The sequence below is a fragment of the Stenotrophomonas sp. 78350_Sma genome, assembly GCF_056482105.1.
This window is the reverse complement of sequence record NZ_CM151182.1, coordinates 2,449,346-2,469,898: the sequence shown is the minus strand read 5'-3', so window position 1 is coordinate 2,469,898 and position 20,553 is coordinate 2,449,346. Positions and strand designations below refer to the sequence as shown.

Annotated in this window: 20 protein-coding genes; 10 read left to right on the top strand and 10 right to left on the bottom strand. The window is 65.7% G+C overall.

Annotation, left to right across the window (positions count from 1 at the left end):
* Nucleotides 1-12 precede the first annotated feature (12 nt).
* From ACZK4H_RS11505 to ACZK4H_RS11490, 4 genes are all read right to left on the bottom strand, one after another.
* The gene (locus ACZK4H_RS11505; protein ID WP_099552131.1) at nucleotides 13-717 is read right to left on the bottom strand and encodes a C39 family peptidase; all 705 of its coding nucleotides are present in this window, start codon (nucleotides 715-717) and stop codon (nucleotides 13-15) included.
* 99 nt (nucleotides 718-816) lie between these two features.
* A complete protein-coding gene (locus tag ACZK4H_RS11500; protein ID WP_099552132.1) occupies nucleotides 817-2,133 on the bottom strand; it encodes an adhesin in 1,317 nt (438 codons plus the stop codon).
* Between the two features lie 43 nt (nucleotides 2,134-2,176).
* Nucleotides 2,177-2,767 (bottom strand): hypothetical protein, encoded by a 591-nt coding sequence (locus ACZK4H_RS11495; protein ID WP_099552285.1) that lies wholly within the window; start codon nucleotides 2,765-2,767, stop codon nucleotides 2,177-2,179.
* A gap of 23 nt (nucleotides 2,768-2,790) precedes the next feature.
* Nucleotides 2,791-3,321, bottom strand: coding sequence for a hypothetical protein (locus ACZK4H_RS11490; protein ID WP_099552133.1), 531 nt, complete (start codon nucleotides 3,319-3,321; stop codon nucleotides 2,791-2,793).
* Between the two features lie 396 nt (nucleotides 3,322-3,717).
* Here ACZK4H_RS11490 and ACZK4H_RS11485 point away from each other — a divergent pair, with 396 nt between their 5' ends.
* Nucleotides 3,718-5,073, top strand: coding sequence for a sigma-54 dependent transcriptional regulator (locus tag ACZK4H_RS11485; RefSeq protein WP_099552134.1), 1,356 nt, complete (start codon nucleotides 3,718-3,720; stop codon nucleotides 5,071-5,073).
* Here ACZK4H_RS11485 and ACZK4H_RS11480 read toward each other — a convergent pair whose 3' ends face one another.
* From ACZK4H_RS11480 to ACZK4H_RS11465, 4 genes are all read right to left on the bottom strand, one after another.
* Entirely contained in the window at nucleotides 5,074-5,382 is a 309-nt protein-coding gene (locus ACZK4H_RS11480; protein ID WP_099552135.1) for a DUF6958 family protein, read from the bottom strand.
* A complete protein-coding gene (locus tag ACZK4H_RS11475) occupies nucleotides 5,375-5,917 on the bottom strand; it encodes a GFA family protein (RefSeq protein ID WP_099552286.1) in 543 nt (180 codons plus the stop codon). The genes ACZK4H_RS11480 and ACZK4H_RS11475 overlap by 8 nt, the downstream gene beginning before the upstream one ends.
* A gap of 61 nt (nucleotides 5,918-5,978) precedes the next feature.
* Entirely contained in the window at nucleotides 5,979-6,860 is an 882-nt protein-coding gene (locus tag ACZK4H_RS11470; protein WP_099552136.1) for a TolB family protein, read from the bottom strand.
* The gene (locus ACZK4H_RS11465) at nucleotides 6,857-7,897 is read right to left on the bottom strand and encodes a hypothetical protein (protein ID WP_099552137.1); all 1,041 of its coding nucleotides are present in this window, start codon (nucleotides 7,895-7,897) and stop codon (nucleotides 6,857-6,859) included. Before ACZK4H_RS11465 ends, ACZK4H_RS11470 begins: the two co-directional genes overlap by 4 nt.
* A gap of 91 nt (nucleotides 7,898-7,988) precedes the next feature.
* Here ACZK4H_RS11465 and ACZK4H_RS11460 point away from each other — a divergent pair, with 91 nt between their 5' ends.
* Genes ACZK4H_RS11460 through ACZK4H_RS11445 form a run of 4 tightly spaced genes read left to right on the top strand, consistent with a single transcriptional unit; the run spans nucleotide 7,989 to nucleotide 10,036 of the window.
* On the top strand, nucleotides 7,989-8,915 hold the full coding sequence (locus ACZK4H_RS11460) for a LysR substrate-binding domain-containing protein (protein WP_099552138.1): 927 nt from the start codon (nucleotides 7,989-7,991) through the stop codon (nucleotides 8,913-8,915).
* Nucleotides 8,912-9,373: a helix-turn-helix domain-containing protein gene (locus ACZK4H_RS11455; RefSeq protein ID WP_099552139.1), complete on the top strand. Its 462-nt coding sequence runs from the start codon at nucleotides 8,912-8,914 to the stop codon at nucleotides 9,371-9,373. Before ACZK4H_RS11460 ends, ACZK4H_RS11455 begins: the two co-directional genes overlap by 4 nt.
* Before the next feature lie 10 nt (nucleotides 9,374-9,383).
* The gene (locus ACZK4H_RS11450; RefSeq protein ID WP_099552140.1) at nucleotides 9,384-9,809 is read left to right on the top strand and encodes a VOC family protein; all 426 of its coding nucleotides are present in this window, start codon (nucleotides 9,384-9,386) and stop codon (nucleotides 9,807-9,809) included.
* The gene (locus ACZK4H_RS11445) at nucleotides 9,806-10,036 is read left to right on the top strand and encodes a hypothetical protein (protein WP_099552141.1); all 231 of its coding nucleotides are present in this window, start codon (nucleotides 9,806-9,808) and stop codon (nucleotides 10,034-10,036) included. The genes ACZK4H_RS11450 and ACZK4H_RS11445 overlap by 4 nt, the downstream gene beginning before the upstream one ends.
* A gap of 7 nt (nucleotides 10,037-10,043) precedes the next feature.
* Here the strand turns inward: ACZK4H_RS11445 and ACZK4H_RS11440 are convergent, their stop codons facing one another.
* Entirely contained in the window at nucleotides 10,044-10,739 is a 696-nt protein-coding gene (locus tag ACZK4H_RS11440) for an HAD family hydrolase (protein ID WP_099552142.1), read from the bottom strand.
* A gap of 179 nt (nucleotides 10,740-10,918) precedes the next feature.
* Between ACZK4H_RS11440 and ACZK4H_RS11435 the strand changes: the two genes are divergently transcribed.
* Entirely contained in the window at nucleotides 10,919-11,776 is an 858-nt protein-coding gene (locus ACZK4H_RS11435; RefSeq protein WP_279947797.1) for a hypothetical protein, read from the top strand.
* 18 nt (nucleotides 11,777-11,794) lie between these two features.
* Here the strand turns inward: ACZK4H_RS11435 and ACZK4H_RS11430 are convergent, their stop codons facing one another.
* On the bottom strand, nucleotides 11,795-12,535 hold the full coding sequence (locus tag ACZK4H_RS11430) for a DNA/RNA non-specific endonuclease (RefSeq protein ID WP_099552143.1): 741 nt from the start codon (nucleotides 12,533-12,535) through the stop codon (nucleotides 11,795-11,797).
* An 813-nt stretch (nucleotides 12,536-13,348) separates the two neighbouring features.
* Between ACZK4H_RS11430 and ACZK4H_RS11425 the strand changes: the two genes are divergently transcribed.
* The 4 genes from ACZK4H_RS11425 (at nucleotide 13,349) to ACZK4H_RS11410 (ending at nucleotide 20,503) form a co-directional block, all read left to right on the top strand.
* Nucleotides 13,349-14,833 carry a S1 family peptidase gene (locus ACZK4H_RS11425; RefSeq protein ID WP_099552144.1) on the top strand — a complete coding sequence of 495 codons (1,485 nt, stop codon included), beginning with the start codon at nucleotides 13,349-13,351 and terminating at the stop codon, nucleotides 14,831-14,833.
* Nucleotides 14,834-15,189: 356 nt separating this feature from the next.
* On the top strand, nucleotides 15,190-16,764 hold the full coding sequence (locus tag ACZK4H_RS11420) for a S15 peptidase family protein (protein WP_099552145.1): 1,575 nt from the start codon (nucleotides 15,190-15,192) through the stop codon (nucleotides 16,762-16,764).
* 87 nt (nucleotides 16,765-16,851) lie between these two features.
* Nucleotides 16,852-18,303: a S41 family peptidase gene (locus ACZK4H_RS11415; protein ID WP_099552146.1), complete on the top strand. Its 1,452-nt coding sequence runs from the start codon at nucleotides 16,852-16,854 to the stop codon at nucleotides 18,301-18,303.
* A 433-nt stretch (nucleotides 18,304-18,736) separates the two neighbouring features.
* The gene (locus tag ACZK4H_RS11410) at nucleotides 18,737-20,503 is read left to right on the top strand and encodes a wall associated protein (RefSeq protein WP_099552148.1); all 1,767 of its coding nucleotides are present in this window, start codon (nucleotides 18,737-18,739) and stop codon (nucleotides 20,501-20,503) included.
* Nucleotides 20,504-20,553 lie beyond the last annotated feature (50 nt).

Sequence of the window (20,553 nt, the reverse complement as noted above, 5' to 3'; positions counted from 1 at the left end):
GCAAAGCCTCCTTCAGAACAGGTCGGCATGGCTGAAGCCGAAGTCGACCAGCTCGGCATCGGTGATCGGCCCCTGTCGCGCGAAGAGCGCGCGGGCACTGGGCCGTTCGTTGGGTTGCAGCAAGACCGTGTTGCGATCGAAGTCACTGCCGATCACCACGAACACGGCACGTGAGGGCCAGGCCCCCAGAAACTCCGCCAGGGCCAGGCTGCGGTTGCCGAGGATCGGGTCTGCCACTTCCACGATGCCCTCCCGGACCTGCTTGAGCACCACGAAATGGCGGAAGCCGCGCACGTCCATCAGCACCAGGCCGGGAACGCGCAGTGTGCGCAGGCGTTGTTCATCGATGCGGTAGCCGCGCCCACGCATGCCCAGTGATTCCACGTAGCGCTTGATGTCGAGCAGCGAGAAGCCGCGTTCGGCGACCAGCGCCGGATCGGATACCCCCATCATCCCTTCGATGACCGTCGCCTCGTCGGTGTCCAGGTGGTAGGCGTGGCGCAGGATGGTCGCCAGCGCCGCAGCCCCGCAGCTGTAGTCGGTGTGCTGGCGTACCACGTTGCGGTAGCGCCGCTCCTGCATGCTCTCCACCTTCTGCTGCAGCAGCGCGCCATTGGGCAGTACGCCACTGAAGCGCACGTCGCCCGCCCACGCAGAAGCAGTGGCCAGCAGCAACAGGCACGAGAGCAGGCGTATCGAAAGACGGCAACGGATCATCACGGTCTCCGGCAGCAGGGGGGAGCCCCTGTCCCAAGGGGGAGGAGGAACAGGGGCTCCCGGAAACCCGGCCATTGGCGGACGGCCGGGGTGTTGCGCTTACTCGCCGCTGCCACCACCACCGCCGGTGCTGGGCTGGGCGACTGCCAGGGCCAGGCTGTTGGCCTGCAGGTTGCCGGTGCCGGACGCTACGTTCACGCCGATGTTGCCGGAGGCGCCGGAGAAGGCGCTGCCCGACAATGCCGATGTGTTGGTGGCGTTGACGTTCACCCAGCGCGTGGTGCTGACCGTGCCGCTGAGGCTGGCATACAGGTCGGCCACGCCCAGTTCGACGAACTGGCTGGTGCCACTCTCACGCGTGTCGAAGCCCAGGCCGCCAACCCCCGGCCGGTTGGGGTTCATCGTGGCGTTCTGGATTTCGTTGTCCAGGTCGATGTGGCCGGTGCTGTTGCCGCCCGGGTGTGGCAGTTCGCCATTCCAGGTATCCAGATAGTAGTTCGCCATCTGGTAGGCGTTGCCGGTCCCGCGGTAGGTGCCCGCGCCATAGGCCAGGGTCAGGCCGCTGACACCGCCACGCATGCCCACCTGCACGGTATCCGTGTAGGACTGCACGAAGCCGGCGTTACTGACGGTGTTGCCGGTGGAGACCTGGTTCGAACTGATGCTCGATTGTGCCACCGCCGTGGTTGCTACCGAGGCCGCGAGCGCGTTCTTCTGCTCGTTGTTGTTGCCCGAAGCGATGTTCACGCCGATATTGCCGGACGCGCCGCCGAAGGCATTGCCGCCCAGGCCTGCGGCGTTGGTGACGCCGGAGTTCATGGTGGCATTGCCGAATCCAGCCTGATTGACGAACACCTCGGCGTCGGCCATGCCGAAGCTGAAGGATGCGTCGGCAGCGGACAGTGACGCGGCATTGTCCTGGGCATTGTTGTCGCCGGAGACCACGTTGAAGCCGAGATTGCCCGATGCGCCGGCACCCACGCTGTCACCGATGGACGCACTGTTGGTGACCAGACTGTTGCTGGTGGCGTTGTTGCTGATCGACTGGCGGTTGTCGATCACTGCGATGGCGGCCGAGTCGAGGTCGATGTCACCGGTGATGTTCGGGTCGCCGGAGAAGTTGATATCGGTACTCAGCCGCAGGTCCTTCTCCAGGTTCACGTCGACGCCGTGGTTGTTCTTTTCCTTGCGTTCGTCGGCCTGGATGTTGCTGTGCTTCTGCACATTGACGTTGACGGTGCGGTTGCGCACGTCGTTGTCGGTGTGGTTGTGCGTGTCGTTGCGGGTTTCGCTGACGGTGTGGTTGTGGTTGATGTTCGCGTTGGCGTTCTGGTTGTCCCAGCCATTGGCCGCAGCGGCGGTCGAGGCAGTGGCAATCGCCATGGCGAGCATGGTCTGTTTGACGGTCGCTTTCATGGTGCCCTCTCTCTCATCAGGTGGTGCATCGGTTGGGTGGTTGTCACGGGCGGTCCTGCACGACCAGGCCCAGCACATTGGCCGTGTCGTTGCCGCTGCCCGCTATCTGATTGAGTTGCAGGACCCCGTCGAATCCCCGCAGCGCGGTGCTGGCTACACCGACGCTACGGGTGCCCGTCGCAACGCCGCGACCGGCGTCGTCCCGCCCCCCTGCCAACGCGGAACCTTCGGCGGCCAAGGCCGAGTCGTCGGTTTCGCGTATGCCCTGTCGGGCCAGCGTCGCGCTGACGACGTTGAGCGTCGTGTTGGCGATGCCGCTGGCCTGGTTGATGGATGCGATGCCACTGGCGCCCGCGAGTGCGTCGCCGTCGATATCGGCGCGTGCGTGCAATGCGGCCGACAGCACCCGGTTGCCGCGCAGCAGTTGCTGGGCGTTGATGGCCGCATCGGCGCGCTTGCCACTGGCGATGCCACGCAGGTTGGCCTGCTGGTTGAGATCACCGGCCGCCTGGTTCACCGCGATCGCGCCATTGGCGCCGGCCAGTGCGTGGCCCTCGATACGGGCCACATCCAGATAGGCCAGCATGCCGCTGTACTCGTCGCAGTGTGCATGCGACGGCGCCATTGCCAGCATCAGCAGCGGCAGGTACGGGCGTTTCACTTGCCACCTGCCGGGGCCGGACCCTGCAGTGGGAACTGGGCGAGCGCGCCGCGTACCGTATCGCCAATGCCGCGTGTGCTGTTGCCCACCGCGCCGAGCGGACCGCTCATGGCGCCGCCGAGACTGCTGCCGACCATGCCTTCGCTGCCGCGACCGAGCGTGCCACCCAGCGCCTGCTGGGTGACCCGCTCGACCGTCGTCCCCCCCGGTGCCGAGGCCGCAGCGGCATGCCCTGCACCCATGCCTGCATAGTCCTCGTCACTCAGCTCGTCCATTTCGCCGCTGCCGGTGCGGGTGCCAAGCGCAGCGGCGATCTCCCGCTGAGGCTTTGGATCGGCGATCAGCGCCATGCCCGGCGGTGCCATCCGGTAGGCGGGGCGCGCCGACACATCGCGCAACAGGACGATTTCGCCCGGTTGCGCCTTCACCGCTTGGCGCGCGCCGGAACCGGCCGCGTTCATGGCGACCGACAACAGGGCCAGCGCCAGCGGTGCCGCCAGGCCACGAATGAGGGTGGTGCCGTCCATGCCGATCTCCCGCGGTGGGTGCGGCGGAACCACGCATCAACCGTGCCAAGTGCCGGAGGTCCGCGCCGCAGACGATGGCCGGAGTGCGGCGCGGTCGGGTGGCGCCAGGGCGTTACAACCGCGTGGGGGAATTGTTGGGATTGCGCAGCCCGCAGCTGCCACAGGGCAAGGCGGACGCCCGACTGTCGCATTCTTGTTACAGGGGACATCGCCGACTGCAACGGTGCCGCTTCAGCCGGTGATTTCTTGACGCGCTGCTCATTGCGCTGCCGTTTAGCGCAGCGCTAGGATCCGCCCATCAAAGGCCGCCCCGGTGGCCGAAGAAGTCCCGGCGGGGGGCGGCACGCCGGTGATGGCCTGACAGTCCGCCGACGGTGTCCGGATGCTGGGGGAAGCATGGCGGCGGTCCCGGAGGCTTCAACATCGCGCTGCGTACTCTGGTTCGGCGAACCGCTGGCAAGCGAGCGAAGCGCGCTGGCGGCCGCAGGCTGGTATGTACGCAGCATCCATCCCGATCCCGGCATGGCCATTGGCCTGCGTGGGCGCGATCGGCTGCTCGCAGTGGTCGATCTACGCCATATGGATGCGCAGGCGCTGCAGCTGCTGATGCCGTGGATCGAACAGCACCAGCATCTGCCCTGGCTGGCAGTGCTGCCACCCGGCGCAGGCGCCACGCCAATGGCATGGCTGCCGCTGCTGCAGTTCTGCCTGGCGCGCTTCACGCTCCCGTTCGGCCTGCAGGACCTGGTCAGTGCGATGCGCCAGCAGTTCGATGCGGATGAACCCTCTGTTGATGGCGCGTGCAATGGGCAAGGGCCGCGTTCATTGATCGGCGAGAGCCCCGCGCTGCATGCAGTGCGCACGGTGCTGCACAAGTTCGCTCCGGTGGAGTTGCCGGTGCTGGTCACAGGTGAGACCGGCACTGGCAAGGAGTTGGCCGCACACGCGCTGCATGCGTTGTCCGGGCGCGCGGGCAGGCCATTCATTGCCGTCAACTGCGGTGCGATCCCAGCCAACCTCGTGCAGTCGGAGCTGTTCGGACACGAGCGCGGCTCGTTCACCGGTGCCGACAAGCGCCAGATCGGCGTGTTTGAAACGGCCCAGGGCGGCACCGTGTTCCTCGATGAGGTGGGCGATCTGCCGGCGGAGGCCCAGACAAGCCTGCTGCGGGTGCTTCAGGAAGGTACCTTCGAGCGGGTCGGCAGCAGCCAGCCGTTGCGCGCCGACGTGCGGGTGCTTGCCGCAACCCATGTCGAGCTGGAGCATGCCGTGGCCCACGGCCGTTTCCGCAGTGACCTCTACTACCGCCTCAACGTCCTGCGCCTGCTGATGCCGCCGCTGCGCGAACGTGGTGCCGATGTTCAGCTGCTGGCCGAGCACTTCCTGCGCTGCTTCCGGTTGCGCCACACGGTACGCGCACGCGGCTTCTCACCGGCGGCGATCCAGGCGATGCGCCGCTTCGACTGGCCAGGCAATGTCCGTGAACTGCTCAACCGGGTGCAGCGCGCTGCGATCATGGCCGAAGGCGAGCTGATCAGCGAGCGGGACCTGGAACTGGGCGCGCCGGTGCCGGTCCTGCCCGGCGCGATGCTGCATGATGCGCGTGGCCAGGCCGAACGTGATGTGCTGCTTCAGACCCTGCGCCAGACCGGCTACAACGTCTCCGAGTGTGCACGGCAGATGCAGATTTCGAGGGTGACGGTGTACCGGCTGTGCCGCAAGCACCGGCTGGAGCTGCCTGCGCAGCGCTGATCAGCCGGCCGCGAGGTGCTTGAACAGGCGCAACGGCCTGCCCGCGACGCGCTCGATCACGCCCTTGGCTTCCAGGTCCAGCTGCACGGCCTTCAACCACCAGCCGGCGGTGGCACCAGCCGGGAACAGGGCGGCGGGCAGATGTGGCAGCAGTGCCTGTTTTGCCTGCGCAACGGTCAGGCCCGGCGCTTGCGCAGGCAGGGCCCGCAGCAAGGCATGGCGCATGGCGAGATACTTGGCACGATCCACGCGCTGGAAGTGCCCGGGCGTGGCGATGCTCTCGATCTCGATCCGCTCGGGCTCAGACATGGGTATCTCCCGTGACTTCGATGCGTGGGCTGCGGAAGCCCATGGCGATCCACGCCTTCATCAACCGGGCATAGAACCGCAGCGACCGGGTCTCCAGGTTCGGCACATCGTCGGGAAGGACAGACGCGTCAGGAAGATCACTGACCATCGTCCGCATTTCGACGGCGGGGCGTATCGAGGCCGGCCACAACAGGCCGTACAGGCTCAACCAATGGCCACCGCTGAACTCCAGGAAGAGCGGTGTATTGCAGCAGCCCGCCACAACGCGGCGGCTGCCGCCCCTGCTGGACAACCGCAACGCACGCAGCATGGAATGCCCGGCATCGATGCTGACGCGATCCTTGCGCTGCATTACGAAATGCGTCTGGCCTTGAGGCCCCAGCACCTGCGGTGCGCCAGGCATCGCCTGCAGCTGAGCGCCGGCCCTGCGGCAGCTGTCGCAGCAGCATTCGACGGTGGCGATGGGACTGCCGGTGGTGGTCAGGCGGACCTGGCCGCAGGCGCAGGCAAGGGACTGGTGGGAGGGCATCTGCATTTTCTCCTGGGGTTTCATCCTCTCGACGAACCGGGGCACCGAAATTCGACAACATCTGCCTTCAAGGACGCATCATCCGGTAGCGGATGCGGTACAGGTCCAACCCTGCACCGTCCGCGCGGCGCGCTGAATAGGTCATGGTGTCGGGTTGCGAGCCATCCAGCATCGCGCCGTAGCTGTCGCGGGAGGGATCGTTCAAGGGGGCGGGCAATGCATGGCCCGCGTCGTAACGGCCTCCATGCTCGTAGGCAATGAACTGGCGCACCGGTGCACTGCCGAAGTCCAGAGCGCGGGCAAACACCAGCGTCCGGCCGTCGCCCAGGAAAGTGGCATCGAACTCCTGCGCTGCGGTATTGAGGTCTCCCGCCAGCGGCCGTGCCGGCTGCGCCATGCCACGCACCATCGCTGCGACGTAGAGGTCATGGCCACCCGCACCGCCTGTGCGATCGCTGGAGAACAGCAGCGTGGCTGCGTCCGGCGAGAGCATCGGCGCGAACTCATCGGCCGCGCTGTTCACTGCGGGGCCAAGATTGACTGGCTCCCCGAATCGACCGTCGCTCCCCATGCTGACCCGATACAGATCGTCGCCGCCCTGGCCGCCTGCGCGATCCGAACAGAAATACACCACGCGGCCATCGGCGGAAAAGGCGGGATCGAAGTCGCGCCCCGGCGTGTTGAACGGCACCGGCGTCGCCGGCCGCCAGCGCTGTCCATCGTTGCGGGAGACCCAGATGTCATACCCACCCGGACCGCCGGGCCGGTTGCGGCTGAACCACAGTGCGGTTCTTCCGTCCGGGCTCAAGGTCAGTCGAATCTCGTCGTACTGCGTGGATGCAACGCCCGGGGCAAAGCGTTCGGCGGGGCCGACGATCTGCAGCACCTTGGATGGAGGCACGGGAGGCGACGCAGCAACCAGCAGCATCACAGCCAACAGCGCCTTCATGCCTGTCGCTCGAAGTCGCTGACCCAGTTGGTTTCCCAGCTGCGCCCACCATCAATCGAAGCCGCCTGTTCCCAGCGCGCCGAACGCGGGGTGACGCGTGACCAGATCACCCGTGTCTGGATTGTTCGACCGTCGTGCTGGTCTTCGCCGAAGAAGCGGCCGACACCGGCCTGGAAACCACCGCGCAGTGGCGCGCCGATCCGGGTCGGCTCCCGGCCATCCAGCCACCAGCTCAACCAGTGCTGCTCCGCCGCATTCCAGGCGCGGATGCCCATGCCGCGCAGCGGTGCTCCAGGCACGTCCATCAGGTTGTCACCCACGTTGCCGAATCCCCCCAGTACCGGCCAGTTGTGCAGGGTGCCGTTGAACGCGTCCCATGCATCGCTGCCTGCCAGCCGAGCGCGCAGGCGGCGATGGCGCACGTTCCAATGGCCCACCAGGAAATCAAAATCGCCCGGTGCATCCGGCAGCTTCGGAAGCGGAGAGGGGGCCACCGCAGTGCGGCGGAACCCGTTGCGCCAGTTCACTTCCCAGTGCGCACCGGCATCGTCGGAGAACGCCTGCTCCCACCACGGCTCCTCGCCATGGATGTCATGCCAGCGGAACCAGACCTCGATGGGGCGTCCCTTGAAGTCATCGCGACCGCGGAAGCTGCCGCCATTGCCTTCGAAGACGCCGCGCACGGGCGCTTCGATATGGGCAGGGTTGCGGCCATCGATCCACCAGATCGACCACGTGGAAGACACTGGATCAAATGCACGCACGCCCAGGCCCCTGTAGGGGCCAGAAGGCAGCGCCATGACGTTGTCGTCGATGGTGCCCAGTCCGCCCAGGGTGAGCCAGACCGCGCTGGCGCCGGTGAAGGCTTCCCAACGGGTGTCGCCCACCAGGCGCTCCTTCAGGCGTTGGTGCCGGACCTGCCAGTTGCCCTGCAACCATTTCCAGTCTTCGCCGTGGCTGGCCAGGGCCCACCCGGAGGGCAGGGCAGTGGACGCCGCCGCGGCGGCCAGGGTGGCCAGGAACTGCCGTCGATCCATGTGCGTGATCCCCTGTCGAAGGTGCCTCCATCGTTGCGGACAGGAGGGGGATTGACCACGCAGATATCGGGGCTCAGGCTAAGTCACACTTATGGTCACCCAACGCCAGCTGCCATCGCTTGCCGCCATCCGCGCCTTCGAGGCGGCGGCGCGGCTGGGCAGCTTCGCGCGTGCCGGCGAAGAGCTCGACACCAGTGCGGCATCGGTGAGCTACCACGTGCGGCGGCTGGAGGCCCAGACCGGGACCTGCCTGTTCGTGCGCCACGCACAGCACGTGGAACTGACGGTGGCAGGTGCCAGCGTCGCCCAGGAGGCCACCCGGGCATTCGATGCACTGCGCGCCAGCTTCATGCGCGCCGCTGAGGTGGATGCGGCGCGACTGCGCCTGTCCGTGCTGCCAACGCTGGGCACCAGCTGGTTGACGCCGCGGCTGGGCACGTTCCGCGCCCGCCACCGGCAGTTCGTGCTGGAGCTGGACCTGTCGGCAGAGCCGCAGGACCTGGCCGCCGGTCACTTCGATGCCGCCATCCGCAATGGCCAGGGCGAATGGCCAGGTCTTCAGGCAACTCCCTTGTTTCCCAGTGTGTTCACACCGTTGTGTGCGCCGGCGCTGCTGCCGGCGGCAGACGGACTCGGTCGCCGGGCGTTGGAAGTTCCGCTGCTCGGCAGGCCCGACTGGTGGGCATTGTGGTTTTCCGCACATGGCGCTGTTCCGCCGCCGCCCAAGGAGAGTTTCGTCACCCCCTTTGCGATGGAGCATCTGGACGTCGGTGCTGCCATTGCCGGGCAGGGCATCGCCATCGGCTCGCCGATCCTGTTCCAGGCCGAACTGGACAGCGGGCGCCTTGTGCAGGCACATCCGGGGGTGGCGAGCGACGGGCGTGGTTTCTGGTTCGTGGCACCGACGGCGCGCAGCCGCAGCGCCAAAGTCATTGCATTCGGTGACTGGCTGGGCGAGCAGGCCGCGCAGGCCAGGCATGCGGCGCGACATCATCTGGCGCGCACGGTGACGCCATGAACCAGAGCCCCGAACTGCTGCGGCGCCTGCTGCGCGCCAAGGACCGGATGGACCACGCCAGTCACGAGGACTGGCCGGTGGCCCGCCTGGCGGAGGTCAGCGCAGTGTCGCCGGCGCATTTCGCGCGTTCATTCAAGCAGGCATTCGGGCTGCCGCCGCACCGCTACCTGCTCAGCCGCCGCATCGAACGGGCCGTGGCGATGCTGCGTGACACCGACCTGCCGGTCACCGAGATCGCCGCGCAGACCGGCTGGAGCAGCCTGGGCACCTTTGGCCGCATCTTCCGTGACATCACCGGCGACAGCCCGGGCAATGTGCGCGGGCGCGAGCGCTCGGGCCAGGCGACGCCGGCCAGCGTGCCGGAGTGCCACGCACGTGCCGCGCAGCGACCGGACCTGAACATCGCAGTTTTGGAGAAGCGGCGCCGTGAGGCGGTTGCTAACGTGGATCCCACCTGAGGGAGGTCCCATGACAAACACTGTGAACACGGTCGGCCTGTATGTGCGCGACCAGGATGAAGCACTCGCGTTCTACGTCGGCACGCTCGGCTTTGAAGTGCACACCGACGTGCGCAATGGCAGCTACCGCTGGCTGACGGTACGCAGCCCCGGCCAGGACGGATTCCAGCTGGGCCTGTTCGTGCCCGGTCCGCCCACCCACGATGCCGCCACCGCGCAGGCGCTGCAGCAGCTGGTGGCCAAGGGCGCAATGCCGCCGCTGGTGCTGGCCGTGGACGATTGCCAGGCGCGCTACACGCAATGGCTGGCGCAGGGCGTGGAGTTCACCCAGGAGCCGGTCGAACGCTACGGCGCCGTCGATGCCGGATTCCGTGACCCCTCCGGCAATGGCTGGAAGATGATCGAAGCCCGCTCCCAAGCGAGGCGCCGGCAATGAACCGGGGTGGCTGGGCGCGGCCCGTGCATCGCTGGACCTCGATCGTCTTCACCCTGGCGGTGATTGCCAACTTCGCCGTTCGCGGGCTGGGGCAGGGCGAGCCTGCAGCGTGGATCACCTATTCGCCGCTGCCGCCACTGTTCCTGCAGCTGTTCACCGGCCTGTACCTGTTCGTGCTGCACTACGCCGGGAAGCGCCGCAACGCCGCGCTGGGCGCTGCGGGCTGAGGCTGCCTCAGGCGGCTGCGTCGGCGGCGTAGGCCGCAAGCAATGCGGGCAGCTGGTCCATGCGCTGGAAGATCACCTTCGCACCCGCAGCACGCAGGGCTTCCGGCGTGCTGTGGTGCGGGCCGCCCTCGCTGAAACCAAACACGGTCGCACCCGCCGCGACGCCGGCGGTTGCGCCGGTGACCGTGTCTTCGATCACCGCACAGCGGGCCGGGTCCACGCCCAGTGCAGCGGCAGCGGCCAGATACACGTCCGGGTGGGGTTTGGTCCGCGGCATGTCCTGGCCGCTGAAGACGTGGTCGCCGAAGGCATCGAGGATGCCGACCTTGCCCAGCTGCAGCCTCACCTTGAACAGGTCGGCACCGGAAGCGCAGGCAATCCGCCCGCCGGTGGCCGCGGCAATCGCACGCACGGCCTCGGGTGCCCCCTGGATCGCCTCAAGGTCCTGCTCCAGCGCACGGTTGCGCTGCTGGCGGAATTCCTCCAGCCATTGCTCGGTGAACGGCTTGCCGGTGCGTTCTGCGATCAGCCCGGCCAGATGGGCCACGGATTGGCCCAGGAAAACCTCACCCGCCTGCGCCGGGGTCAGCGGCCAGCCGCGTGCGGTCAGCATTTCCGAGAGCACACGGGCCACCAGCGGCTCGGAATCGACCAGTACGCCGTCGCAGTCGAACAGCACGGCATCGAAGGGGAAACGGGACATCTACTACTCCGGGAACAGCCAAAGGGGCGACGTGCCCGCTATTTTCCCATAGCGGGACGGGCAGGGCACGCGGGCCACAGGAACGCTAGACTGCCGGGCCACCCCGCCCAGCGCCTGCACGGGAATACGCCTTGAACCGATTGCGATCATTCTTCAGTGCGTACCCCATCCAGTTCGCGATGGCCGCCAAGCTGTACGTGCTCTGCCTGCATCTGCCCGTAGCCCTCCGCCTGGTCGAACTCGGGTACCACCTGGGGCCGCCCGAGGCCTCACGTGAAATCGGCTACGCGCTGGCGGAGCTCGGTTTCAGGCTGAGTCTCTTCGCCGGAGCGGCGGTACTGGTGTCGATGCTGCTGTTCGGGCGTCGCGGCGCGCTACGGATCCGGCACCCGCTGATCGCTTCGGTCGCCTTTTTCGGGTTGCTGATCGTGCTGGATCGCGCGATACGCATTCCACTGGCGCAGGCGCAGTTTCCCGTCTACAGCGTCGCCGCCATCAGTCTGGGCATGCTTGCGCATGCACTGCTTCTCACGCTGCTGGCATTGGTGCCAGCGCTGCTGATGCAGCGGCGCGTACGTGCCGAGGGCAGGCACCATCATCTCATCAGTGCCAGCATCGCCGGCGTAGTGACGCTGGTGGCCGGCAGCTGCCTGCTCCCCATCCTGGTGGCGCAGCTGCCGGTGGGATTCTCGCCAGGCGAGTTCATCATGCCCGTTGCCGACGGCGCCGCGCAGCTGCAGATTGCGAGCCTGATCCTGCTGATCGCCTGCGCGCTGGCCACGTTTGTCGGCCTGTGGGCCAGTGCGCCGTCGCCAGAACCCGTATCGATGGCGCGCAGGATGGGGGTGTCGCTGATCCTGCTTGCCACGACGCTGCTGATCATCCTGGCCAGCATGGCTTATCTGCTGCGAGCGCTGTCCGCTGGGGCGCCGACGATAGGTCGCGGGCTTGTCGTTGCCACCGTCGTCGGCGCTGCAGTGCAGCTCCTGCTGATCAGAGTGCTGGCGCCACGATGGCTGCGCGTACAGGCATCGTGACGTTCCTCTGCCCGCCGATCAGCCCAGGTCACACCCGGCCGGCTGCGGCCAGGTGGTGGCCGGTAGCATGCTCTTCAGCGAGGCCGGTGCGTTGATCGCCACGTAGCTGGCGCCCAGCAGCTCCTCCAGATCGGCAATCGTCACCAGGTAGTTGTCCAGGCTGCCCAGGTTGGCCTCGTTGGGGATGATCCAGCTGATCGCCTTGGCGGTTCCCGTATTCGGGTCGCGGGTGATGATCGTCTTCCAGAAGAACTCCGGCGTCGGGATGCCGTGGCTGGCCAGGAAATAGTCGTTGGCCGCATCGCCGTAGACCACGCCACCGTAGACGTCCACCGGCGCGATGTCGCGGTAGCACTCGGCCACGTTCTCGGCCTTCACCCAGATGCCCTGGTTGAAGCTGGACACCTGCGGAACGATGTTGGTCATGTAGTTGGCGCGGCGGATGTAGGTCGCGTTGTAATCCATGTGGTTGGACGTGACCAGATGGCCACGGTCATAACCGGACTTGATGCTGGCGTAGGAGGCGGTACTGGCCTGGCCGAGGCAGCCTGCCGGCAGGTCCGGGTCCTTGTAGAAACTGGACGGCCGTGCGGCGGAACCGGTATCGGCGGTGAGCGTGTACTCGTAGCGGGTGGCGCTGTGGATGCTGCAGTCATAGGTGAGCACGAAGCCGCCCTTGTTGAGGGTGACGACCTGGGCCTGGGCAGCGCCGGCGAAAGCACTGAGGACGAACGCGAAGAAGAAGCTTGCAAGGCGCATTGCGGTTCTCCAGCAGAAAGTTCAGGGCGCAGCCGTCCGCCTCGGCCCGGGCAGGGCCGGTCATGGGGAGACGGTGCGGAGTCGGGTGCGGCGATTGCGGTGGGACGTGACCGCGTTGTTGGGCTGCGGAGGCCCTGCGGTGCCGTAAGCGTCACAAGCTGTCGTCTTTTGGTCAACGAGGAAAAGACGAAGCTGTGACCGCCCGCAAGCACTGGAGAGATGTCAGATCACGCGGCGCGTGGGTGCAACGTACGCGTGCTAGGTGCAGATGGTCTCGCAGTACGCCGTCGATTGCCTTCTTCAAGCGGAATTCGAGCTGTCACCAATCTGGAATTGATGTCGCATTTCCACTGATGTGTTCAGGCTAAGCTTCGCCCAAGGACGCCGGGCTTCCAGCACGAATGGACCGCGCAAGCGGGACCAGGTGCATCCAAGGAGGGAGATTGGAGATGCGCGCAGTTCGAAAATCGCGTCGTATGCCGTGTCGCGGCCACTGTCCCGGGTGGCGCTGGCCGGATTCCTTTCAGCTTCTCTCGTGCACAGGCCCCATCAGGCGGTGCGCATGACCGCGTTCGCCCGGTCACATCGTCCAGCCCGGCTCTCTCCGGCCTTCGCCGGCGGAAAGAGCCTGCTCAGCTGGAAACCTGCAAGGCCCTGTCGATGCAGTGGTGCTTGAGCACGAATCCACTCATCGCCGGCATGTTAGTCAACGTATCCCGTTGACGTACCCGATCGCTTTCTTCACATGAATTCTGGCCCGGCAACACGGGCATGAAGAGGAAGTCCACCTTTCAGAGAACAAGGAGCGGGGTAATGCGCAAGCAACGTTGGAGGAGAATGCAGGGAGTGGCGGGAGTGCTTCTTCTGCCCCTGGCCTTTTCGGTGTCTGCGACAACCGGCAACATCAACCCATCGACCTACTCCTATTCGCGCGCGTATGGCGTGACAGAAAGAGAGGCGGCCCAGCGACAGTCGGCCACGGTGATGGCGGGGCAGCTCGAAAGACAGTTGCAGACCCTGCATCCAGATACGTTCGCGGGCCTTTACATCGAGCATATGCCCGATTTCCGCGTGGTGGTGAAGTTCACGTCCACGCCTGCACACACGCTGCAGGGTTTCACTACGGATCTACGCTATAAGGCAGAGATCGCCCCTCAATCACTGGAGATGATGCTCGCGGTGCAAGATGAAGGAGACGCGCAGTTGCGCTCCGCAGGCATCGAATTTCTGTCAGGGATCGATATCAAGCGATCGATGGTTACATTCCACGTCAAGAATGTTGACAGCGCAGCCCGCGCAATGCGGCATTTGCTGCGTGCCGTTGATTTCGTCGAGATACTGCCAACTGCCGGCTTCGTGGAAACCACTGCCATTTCCGGAGGGCACCGGATCAACGGGCCTGCGCAGGACTGCACCACGGGCTTCAACGTCTTCGATGCCGATCACGAGCTCGGCGTTACAACTGCCGGTCATTGTGACAATGCGGTGGCCTACGTCGGCCTGTCCGCACCACTTGTATTCCAGGCCGAGAACAACCAGGGGGACTTCGATGTGCAGTGGCACAAGGAGCCGAGTTCGGGTGCACGCCAGGTCCAGAAGAACCAGATCGAGCTGGTTGCCGGACCGACGTCGACAGTGGACATCACCAGCACCTTGGCATCTGCTTCGCTTCCTGTGGGCGCATCCATCTGCAAGAGCGGATATGCGGGCCATTACATGTGCGGCACGATTATCGACAAGAACTCGCATTCGATCCACAACAACGTGATCGGCAACTACATCCGCGCCAGCAGCACGACCGGCGAAGCAATGTCAGTGGGCGGCGACAGCGGCGGTCCGGTATTCGTCGGCAATGCAGCGGCGGGCATCGTCCACGGACGCGGAGAACCAGGAACGCCATACAGGAATGATCTGTTCTACATGCCCATCGAGCGCATCTCCTCCTTGGGCCTGGCGGTACTTACCGAATCGTTCGAGATCGAGAAAATCGACGAAGTATCAGGGCGCTATGCGGCGGACATTCCCGTGGCGATCGATTTTCGGGGTAAACCCAAATTTCCCCTGACGCTCTCCATCACGTCTGTCAACTGCCTTCCATCACAGCCCTGCGGGACGTGGTCGTTCGAGTTCCCTGAGAAGATCCAGACGCCGTTTGTCTACGCGTGGGCGTGTCAGCTCATCGATGGGCTGTGGTGGGATAGCCCGCCCATGACCGCTATCCTGCGGAGTTCACTGAAGGACGCGTCCGGCGTGCAAACGTCAGCAGTGGAACACAAGGTCAACTGCTCTGTCTTTTGACGTGGGCTTCCGCCGGGTGCGCTGTACTGGAGGGCCGCAGTCCATGGTCGCTACTGCGGCTCTCTCCTTGAGAGCCCGGCTCGTCCGCGCCATTGAAACCCAACGACCAGGCACCGCCTCGTGTGGGGGCCGTTCCGGTCGGCTGCACGAACAGGGCTTTCCAGTCGCCGCGTCTCGGCGCCGCAGCTGGGGGGGGGGCTCGGTGACGCCCTCCATTCTCGGGAAGGAGCCGTCATGGTCCTGTTCCAATAGTAGGCGCGACGCAACCACCACTTTGCTGCGTCGCAAGGTGCCAGCCACCATTCGCACTGGTACGGTCCGACCCGTTGCACCACCACCGACGGGGAGAGACGACGATGCGCAAGGTATTGCTGCTGTTGATCCTGCTGACCGGGCTGGCGCCCACCGCCTGGGCGGCGACGGTCAAGACCACCCATCGCACCATTCCCAGCTGGGATGGAACGCCTCTCGGGGCCTTCGTCATCGAACCGCAGGACGCGGGCAATGGCCGCTACCCGCTGCTGGTGATGCCCAGCAGCTGGGCGGTGCCCAGCGTGGAGTACGTGGGGGTGGCACAGTCGTTGGCGCGCCGTGGCTACGTGGTCATCAGCTACAGCTCGCGTGGCTTCTGGGAATCGGGCGGCAGCATCGACATCGCCGGGCCGGCCACGGTCGAGGATGTCAGCGCCCTGATCGACTGGGCGCTGGACAACACCCGGGCCGATCCCACGCGAGTCGGCGTCTCGGGCATCTCGTACGGCGCCGGGACCAGCCTGCTGGCCGCGGCACGCGACCCGCGCATCAAGGCGGTGGCGGCACTGAGTGGCTGGGCCGATCTCCAGGCCTCGCTGTACAGCAACGACACCCCCAGCGCACAGGGCATCGCGCTGCTGGTGGCCGCTGGCCTGGCCACCGGCCGTCCGGGAACGGAACTGGCCACCATCAACCGCAATGTGCTGGTGGGCAACTACCAGGGGGCGGTGGACTCACTGTTGCCTGTGGCGGCGCAGCGCAGCCCCGGGGCCAGCATTGATGAGATCAACGCCAACCAGCCGGCGGTGTTCCTGGCCAACGCCTTCAACGACAGCCTGTTCCCGCCGGGCCAGCTGGTGGACTTCTTCAACCGCCTGAAGGGCCCCAAGCAGCTGCAGCTGCGCCATGGCGACCACGCGCTCAACGAAGCCTTTGGCGCACTGGGCATTCCCAACGAGGTCTACGACTCGGTTGGCGACTGGTTCGACCACTACCTCAAGGGTGAAGCCAATGGCATCGACCGGCAGCCTGCGGTGCAGCTGAAGTCACAGAAGGGGAGCTGGAGCACGTATCCGAACTGGCAGGCGACCAATGCCGGCGCCATTAGCTATGCGCTGACCGCACCCAAAGGGCTGCTGCTGCCCACCGGAGCCCTGGCCGAAAGTGGAAGCAGCACCGGCTGGAACTACCGTATCGGCAGTGGCCTGTTGACCGCTGCCAATTCTGGTGTGGCGATGGCCTCCGGCGCGCTGCAGATGATCAATCTGCCGCCAGGCGCCTATGTTCCGTTCGTGGGCCGCAACGCCGCAGGCGTCTGGCAAGGGCCGGTCCAGTGGAGTGCACGACGCCTGGACGGCGCGCCGGAGGTGCGCTTGACCGTCACGCCCAGCCGCGCCAACACCACGCTGTATGCCTACCTGTATGCCGAGGATGTGCTGGGCAATGGCCAGCTGATCAGCCACAAGCCTTACACGCTGCGCGGTGTCACGCCGGGCCAGCCGAAGACGCTGGACCTGCGCCTGGAAGCGAGCAGCTGGAACATTCCGGCTGGCAGCCGCCTGACCCTGGTGGTTGATACGGTGGATCTGCGCTACTCGGGTATCAGCCAGTTGGGAGGCACGGTGACCTTCAGTTCGCCAGCCAACGCGCCTTCGGTGCTGAAGGTGCCGCTGCATTGATGGAAGGCCGCGCCCGTTGCGGCGGGCGCGGTACGCCAGGCTGGAAAACTGCGAGACTGGCGTTTGGTCCGGGAAAGGGATGAATCCATGGTCATTGCAGGGCTGCTGCTCGGTGCGGTGCTTGCGGCGCCCACCGCACAGGGTGCGCCGATCGCCTGGTCGGACACGCTGTCGAAGGATCTGGACGCTGCCGACGCGGCCATGCGCGGTAGTCATCCGGGCGCCGTGGATCTGCGGAATCCCGGTTTCCTTCCGCAGCTGGAGGCTGCCTCGGCACTTGCCCGCTCGCGCGCGGCCAAAGTCGACAGCTTCGCGGGCTACTGGTGGGCCATGAAGGGTTACGCGGCCTCCTTCAACGACGGCCACGTCAGCCTCAACGCGCTTGCCGACGCGCCCGATCTTCCGACGCAGTGGCCCGGGTTCCTGACCGGCTTCGACGGCGATGCGCAGGTGGTCATGACCGTCGACGGTGGTCCGGGCCATCCGCCGCTGGGGGCTCGATTGCTTTCCTGTGACGGCATCGATGCGCAGACGCTGGCTGCACGCCGGGTGGGTGACTTCAGCGGGCGCTGGAACCTGCAGGCCAGCCGCATCCATGATGGCGGTGAGGTGCTGCTTGAACAGGGCAATCCCTTCGTGCCGGCGCTACACGAGTGCACCTTCCGGGCTGATGCACGTGACACGGCCTATCTGCTGCAGTGGAAACCGCTGGAGCCGGAAGCGCGGAAGGCGCGCCTGGACGATACACGGCGCTCCTTCCGCCCAGCCAATGGCTGGCACGTGTTGCGCGGCGCAGGCTACTGGATCACCACCAGCAGCTTCAACGCCGATCCCGCAGCGGACAATTTCCGGCAGCTGACCCGGCTGCTGCAGCAACTCACTACTGCAGCCGACGCATTGCAGAACGCCCCCCTGGTCGTGCTTGATGTGCGCGGCAACACCGGTGGTTCGTCGCACTGGAGCATCGTGCTGGCGCGCTTGATCTGGGGGGCCAGGGCTGTGGACACATTGCGTGACGACAGCTGGGTGGAGTGGCGGCCGTCCGAGCCCAACATCGCCCAGCTGCGTGGCTTTCTGGAGAAGCTGAAGCAGGCGCCTGATGCATCACCGGCACTGCTTCGCATGCTGGGGACCGTGACCGAAGGGATGGCGCAGGCGAGGGAGCAGGGTCAACCATTGTGGCGGGAACCCGCCAATGATCCGCCCGCCACGGTAGCGCAGGCAGAGCAGGCCGGAGCCGGACGCAGGGGCAGGGTGGTGATCGTGGCCGATGCGTCCTGCGGCTCGGCCTGCCTCGATGCACTGGATCTGTGGAAGCGGCTGGGCGCGATGCAGGTAGGCGTCGAAACCTCGGCCGACAGCCTCTACATGGATGTCAGGCCGGAGCGGCTGCCGGGTGGCCTGGCAAGGATCTCCGTGCCGATGAAGGTCTTTCGAGGTCGGGTGCGTGGTTCGAATGAGCCGCACGTTCCGGATCGTCGCTATGACGGCGACATGCGGGATACCGCGGCACTTGAAGCGTGGATCCGCGGACGATGAACCGGTCCCAGCGGCGTATCGGTGAAGCGGTTCTGGCGCATTGAACCTTTTCACCGGCAGCTGCATCCAACCCGCAATGCGCCCGGCAACCGCTGCAGCTCTACTGACCGAAGGAGCCCTCGGATGTGCGGACTGCCTCGTACTGCGCTTCAACGCGCGATGTCGATCCTGCCGTTGCCTTTCGCAGCCGGCGCGGTGGTGCCTGCGTCCGCGTGCCGTCGCGCCCCAGCAGCAGCGCGCCCAGGACGTGCTGGAGGAGATCCGTCGCCGCACGCAGCAGGACCGCCAACGGTTCATGGCCACGACGCGAATCTGAGTGACGGCGTTCCCAGAGCCGCCGTGGTGGTTCAGGATGCTGTGACGTGCGGGGAATCATCCTTGCGGGTGCCGACGAGCGCGAAGTAAGCTCTGCTTCGTCTACGAGGGGGACATCATGTACGCAAGGATTGCGGCAGCTGCGCTGCTGTGTATCACGGCCCTGCCTGCGTCGAGCGCCAACCGTGGCTCGACGGTGATGGAGGATTACGCGGCGGCGCTGAATGCCCGCGGGCAGATTCTGCAGCTGGATACCGGAGATATGTTCGGGGAAAAGATCGGGCTGTTTACCGGCTCGGTGGAATTTCTGCAGACGGACGTCGACCTGCCGGGCAACAGTGCGCTGGAGGTGAGCATCAAGCGGCGCTTGGTGGCAGGTGCGCAAGGGCGGCAGGGATTGGGCATGTTCGGGGTGTGGGACCTGGCCCTGCCCAGGGTGTATGGAACGTTCAGCACCCAGGGTGGGTGGAAGAACTACGTGGTGGCCGAGCCGCTCAACCGCTGTTCGAAGTTCACCCCGCCTCCAACCGAGATCGTCACGGTGAAGGCACAGACGCCGACAGGGCCGGGGACATTCACCGAGTACTTCAACTCCGACGAGTTCTGGCATGGAACGCAGCTCTACCTGCCAGAGACCGGTGACGAGGATCTACTCGTGCAAAGCAACGAATGGCCCGTGCCAAGTACAGGCCATGCCTACCCGATGCGAACCAAGAGCGGCAATGTCATCCGCTGCGTCGCCATGGACGATGGGGCGGGTGAAGGCTTCGAAGTCACGACGCCTGCCGGTATCACCTACACGCTCAATCATATGGCCAGCCTTGGTAGCGGACCGCCATTGATCAAGAAGGGATACTCGCGGGGAAACTTCGGCTCGGTTACGGAGTTCGAGTTCGTTCTTTTCCGGCAGGAGTTCCATATTCTTCCGACCAGTGCCCGAGACCGGTCTGGTAATTCGGTGACCTACACGTGGGATCCGGCAAATCCACGGCAGTTGCTGCGCATCGCAGCCAACGACGGCCGCATCGTCGATCTCGAGTGGACGGCTGGATCGCCCAGCACGCTGCCAAGCGAAGTGAGCGCGGTCCGTGCGGGCGGGAGGACGTGGACCTACGGTACTGTCGTGGGTGGCTACAAGGTCACCTTCCCAGACCAGTCCTACTGGCAGAGTACGGGGTTCAATGTAGGCACCATGGGTGCCGGTGCCGTCCCCGCAGAGCGGGGTTTCTGCCGGAATCCGGGTGTGGTGACCTACGGCCATTCCGGTTCGATCCGCCATCCCAGTGGCGCAGTGGCGAAGTATCGGTTTGAGCCGACGCTGCATGGCCGCTCGTGGGCGCGTTATGGCTGCAATATGCCCGACAGCACGGGTAGCGGTTTCCTTGACTCGATCGAATACACGCCCGCCAAGTACTACACGTGGTCGCTGGTTTCCAAGACAGTCACCGGGCCGGGCATCGACCAGCCTTATACGTGGGCCTACAGCTACGGCCCGGCCAACGGGTGCTATGCCGACGGCAGCAAGGAACCGTGCCAGGCGAATTCGCCGGCCACGAAGTGGGTGGACGTCAAGGATGCAGAGGGTGTCACCACCCGGCACACCTTTGGCAATCGATTCAATGTGGACGAAGGCTATCTGCTTTCATCGGTCCAGCCGGGCCGCGCAACCACCCTCAGCTATCAGCTTGACGCTTCCGGGAGCTATCCGGCGTTGGCCGGGCGACCGGCATATCAGCGTGCAAGTGGAATCATCGCAGCCAAGCAGATACCGTTGTTGCAGAAGGTCATCGAGCAGGATGGCGTACGCTATATCTGGAAGGTCAATACGTTCGACAGCATGGCACGACCTGTGTCCATCACTGAAGCCAGCCAGCCCGTGCAGTAGGCGTACGGTGTGGCTGGGCATGGGCCGCAACGGGGGCAGTGGCACGTGCT

What these genes read in the sequence shown, in the direction of transcription:
- ACZK4H_RS11460 (WP_099552138.1), top strand. Translation starts at nt 7,989, where the DNA reads ATGGTCACCCAACGCCAGCTGCCATCGCTTGCCGCCATCCGCGCCTTC.
- ACZK4H_RS11415 (WP_099552146.1), top strand. Translation starts at nt 16,852, where the DNA reads ATGGTCATTGCAGGGCTGCTGCTCGGTGCGGTGCTTGCGGCGCCCACC.
- ACZK4H_RS11410 (WP_099552148.1), top strand. Translation starts at nt 18,737, where the DNA reads ATGTACGCAAGGATTGCGGCAGCTGCGCTGCTGTGTATCACGGCCCTG.
- ACZK4H_RS11470 (WP_099552136.1), bottom strand. Translation starts at nt 6,860, where the DNA reads ATGAAGGCGCTGTTGGCTGTGATGCTGCTGGTTGCTGCGTCGCCTCCC.
- ACZK4H_RS11445 (WP_099552141.1), top strand. Translation starts at nt 9,806, where the DNA reads ATGAACCGGGGTGGCTGGGCGCGGCCCGTGCATCGCTGGACCTCGATC.
- ACZK4H_RS11490 (WP_099552133.1), bottom strand. Translation starts at nt 3,321, where the DNA reads ATGGACGGCACCACCCTCATTCGTGGCCTGGCGGCACCGCTGGCGCTG.
- ACZK4H_RS11425 (WP_099552144.1), top strand. Translation starts at nt 13,349, where the DNA reads ATGCGCAAGCAACGTTGGAGGAGAATGCAGGGAGTGGCGGGAGTGCTT.
- ACZK4H_RS11420 (WP_099552145.1), top strand. Translation starts at nt 15,190, where the DNA reads ATGCGCAAGGTATTGCTGCTGTTGATCCTGCTGACCGGGCTGGCGCCC.
- ACZK4H_RS11465 (WP_099552137.1), bottom strand. Translation starts at nt 7,897, where the DNA reads ATGGATCGACGGCAGTTCCTGGCCACCCTGGCCGCCGCGGCGGCGTCC.
- ACZK4H_RS11450 (WP_099552140.1), top strand. Translation starts at nt 9,384, where the DNA reads ATGACAAACACTGTGAACACGGTCGGCCTGTATGTGCGCGACCAGGAT.
- ACZK4H_RS11455 (WP_099552139.1), top strand. Translation starts at nt 8,912, where the DNA reads ATGAACCAGAGCCCCGAACTGCTGCGGCGCCTGCTGCGCGCCAAGGAC.
- ACZK4H_RS11435 (WP_279947797.1), top strand. Translation starts at nt 10,919, where the DNA reads ATGGCCGCCAAGCTGTACGTGCTCTGCCTGCATCTGCCCGTAGCCCTC.
- ACZK4H_RS11495 (WP_099552285.1), bottom strand. Translation starts at nt 2,767, where the DNA reads ATGCTGGCAATGGCGCCGTCGCATGCACACTGCGACGAGTACAGCGGC.
- ACZK4H_RS11430 (WP_099552143.1), bottom strand. Translation starts at nt 12,535, where the DNA reads ATGCGCCTTGCAAGCTTCTTCTTCGCGTTCGTCCTCAGTGCTTTCGCC.
- ACZK4H_RS11475 (WP_099552286.1), bottom strand. Translation starts at nt 5,917, where the DNA reads ATGCAGATGCCCTCCCACCAGTCCCTTGCCTGCGCCTGCGGCCAGGTC.
- ACZK4H_RS11440 (WP_099552142.1), bottom strand. Translation starts at nt 10,739, where the DNA reads ATGTCCCGTTTCCCCTTCGATGCCGTGCTGTTCGACTGCGACGGCGTA.
- ACZK4H_RS11505 (WP_099552131.1), bottom strand. Translation starts at nt 717, where the DNA reads ATGATCCGTTGCCGTCTTTCGATACGCCTGCTCTCGTGCCTGTTGCTG.
- ACZK4H_RS11480 (WP_099552135.1), bottom strand. Translation starts at nt 5,382, where the DNA reads ATGTCTGAGCCCGAGCGGATCGAGATCGAGAGCATCGCCACGCCCGGG.
- ACZK4H_RS11485 (WP_099552134.1), top strand. Translation starts at nt 3,718, where the DNA reads ATGGCGGCGGTCCCGGAGGCTTCAACATCGCGCTGCGTACTCTGGTTC.
- ACZK4H_RS11500 (WP_099552132.1), bottom strand. Translation starts at nt 2,133, where the DNA reads ATGAAAGCGACCGTCAAACAGACCATGCTCGCCATGGCGATTGCCACT.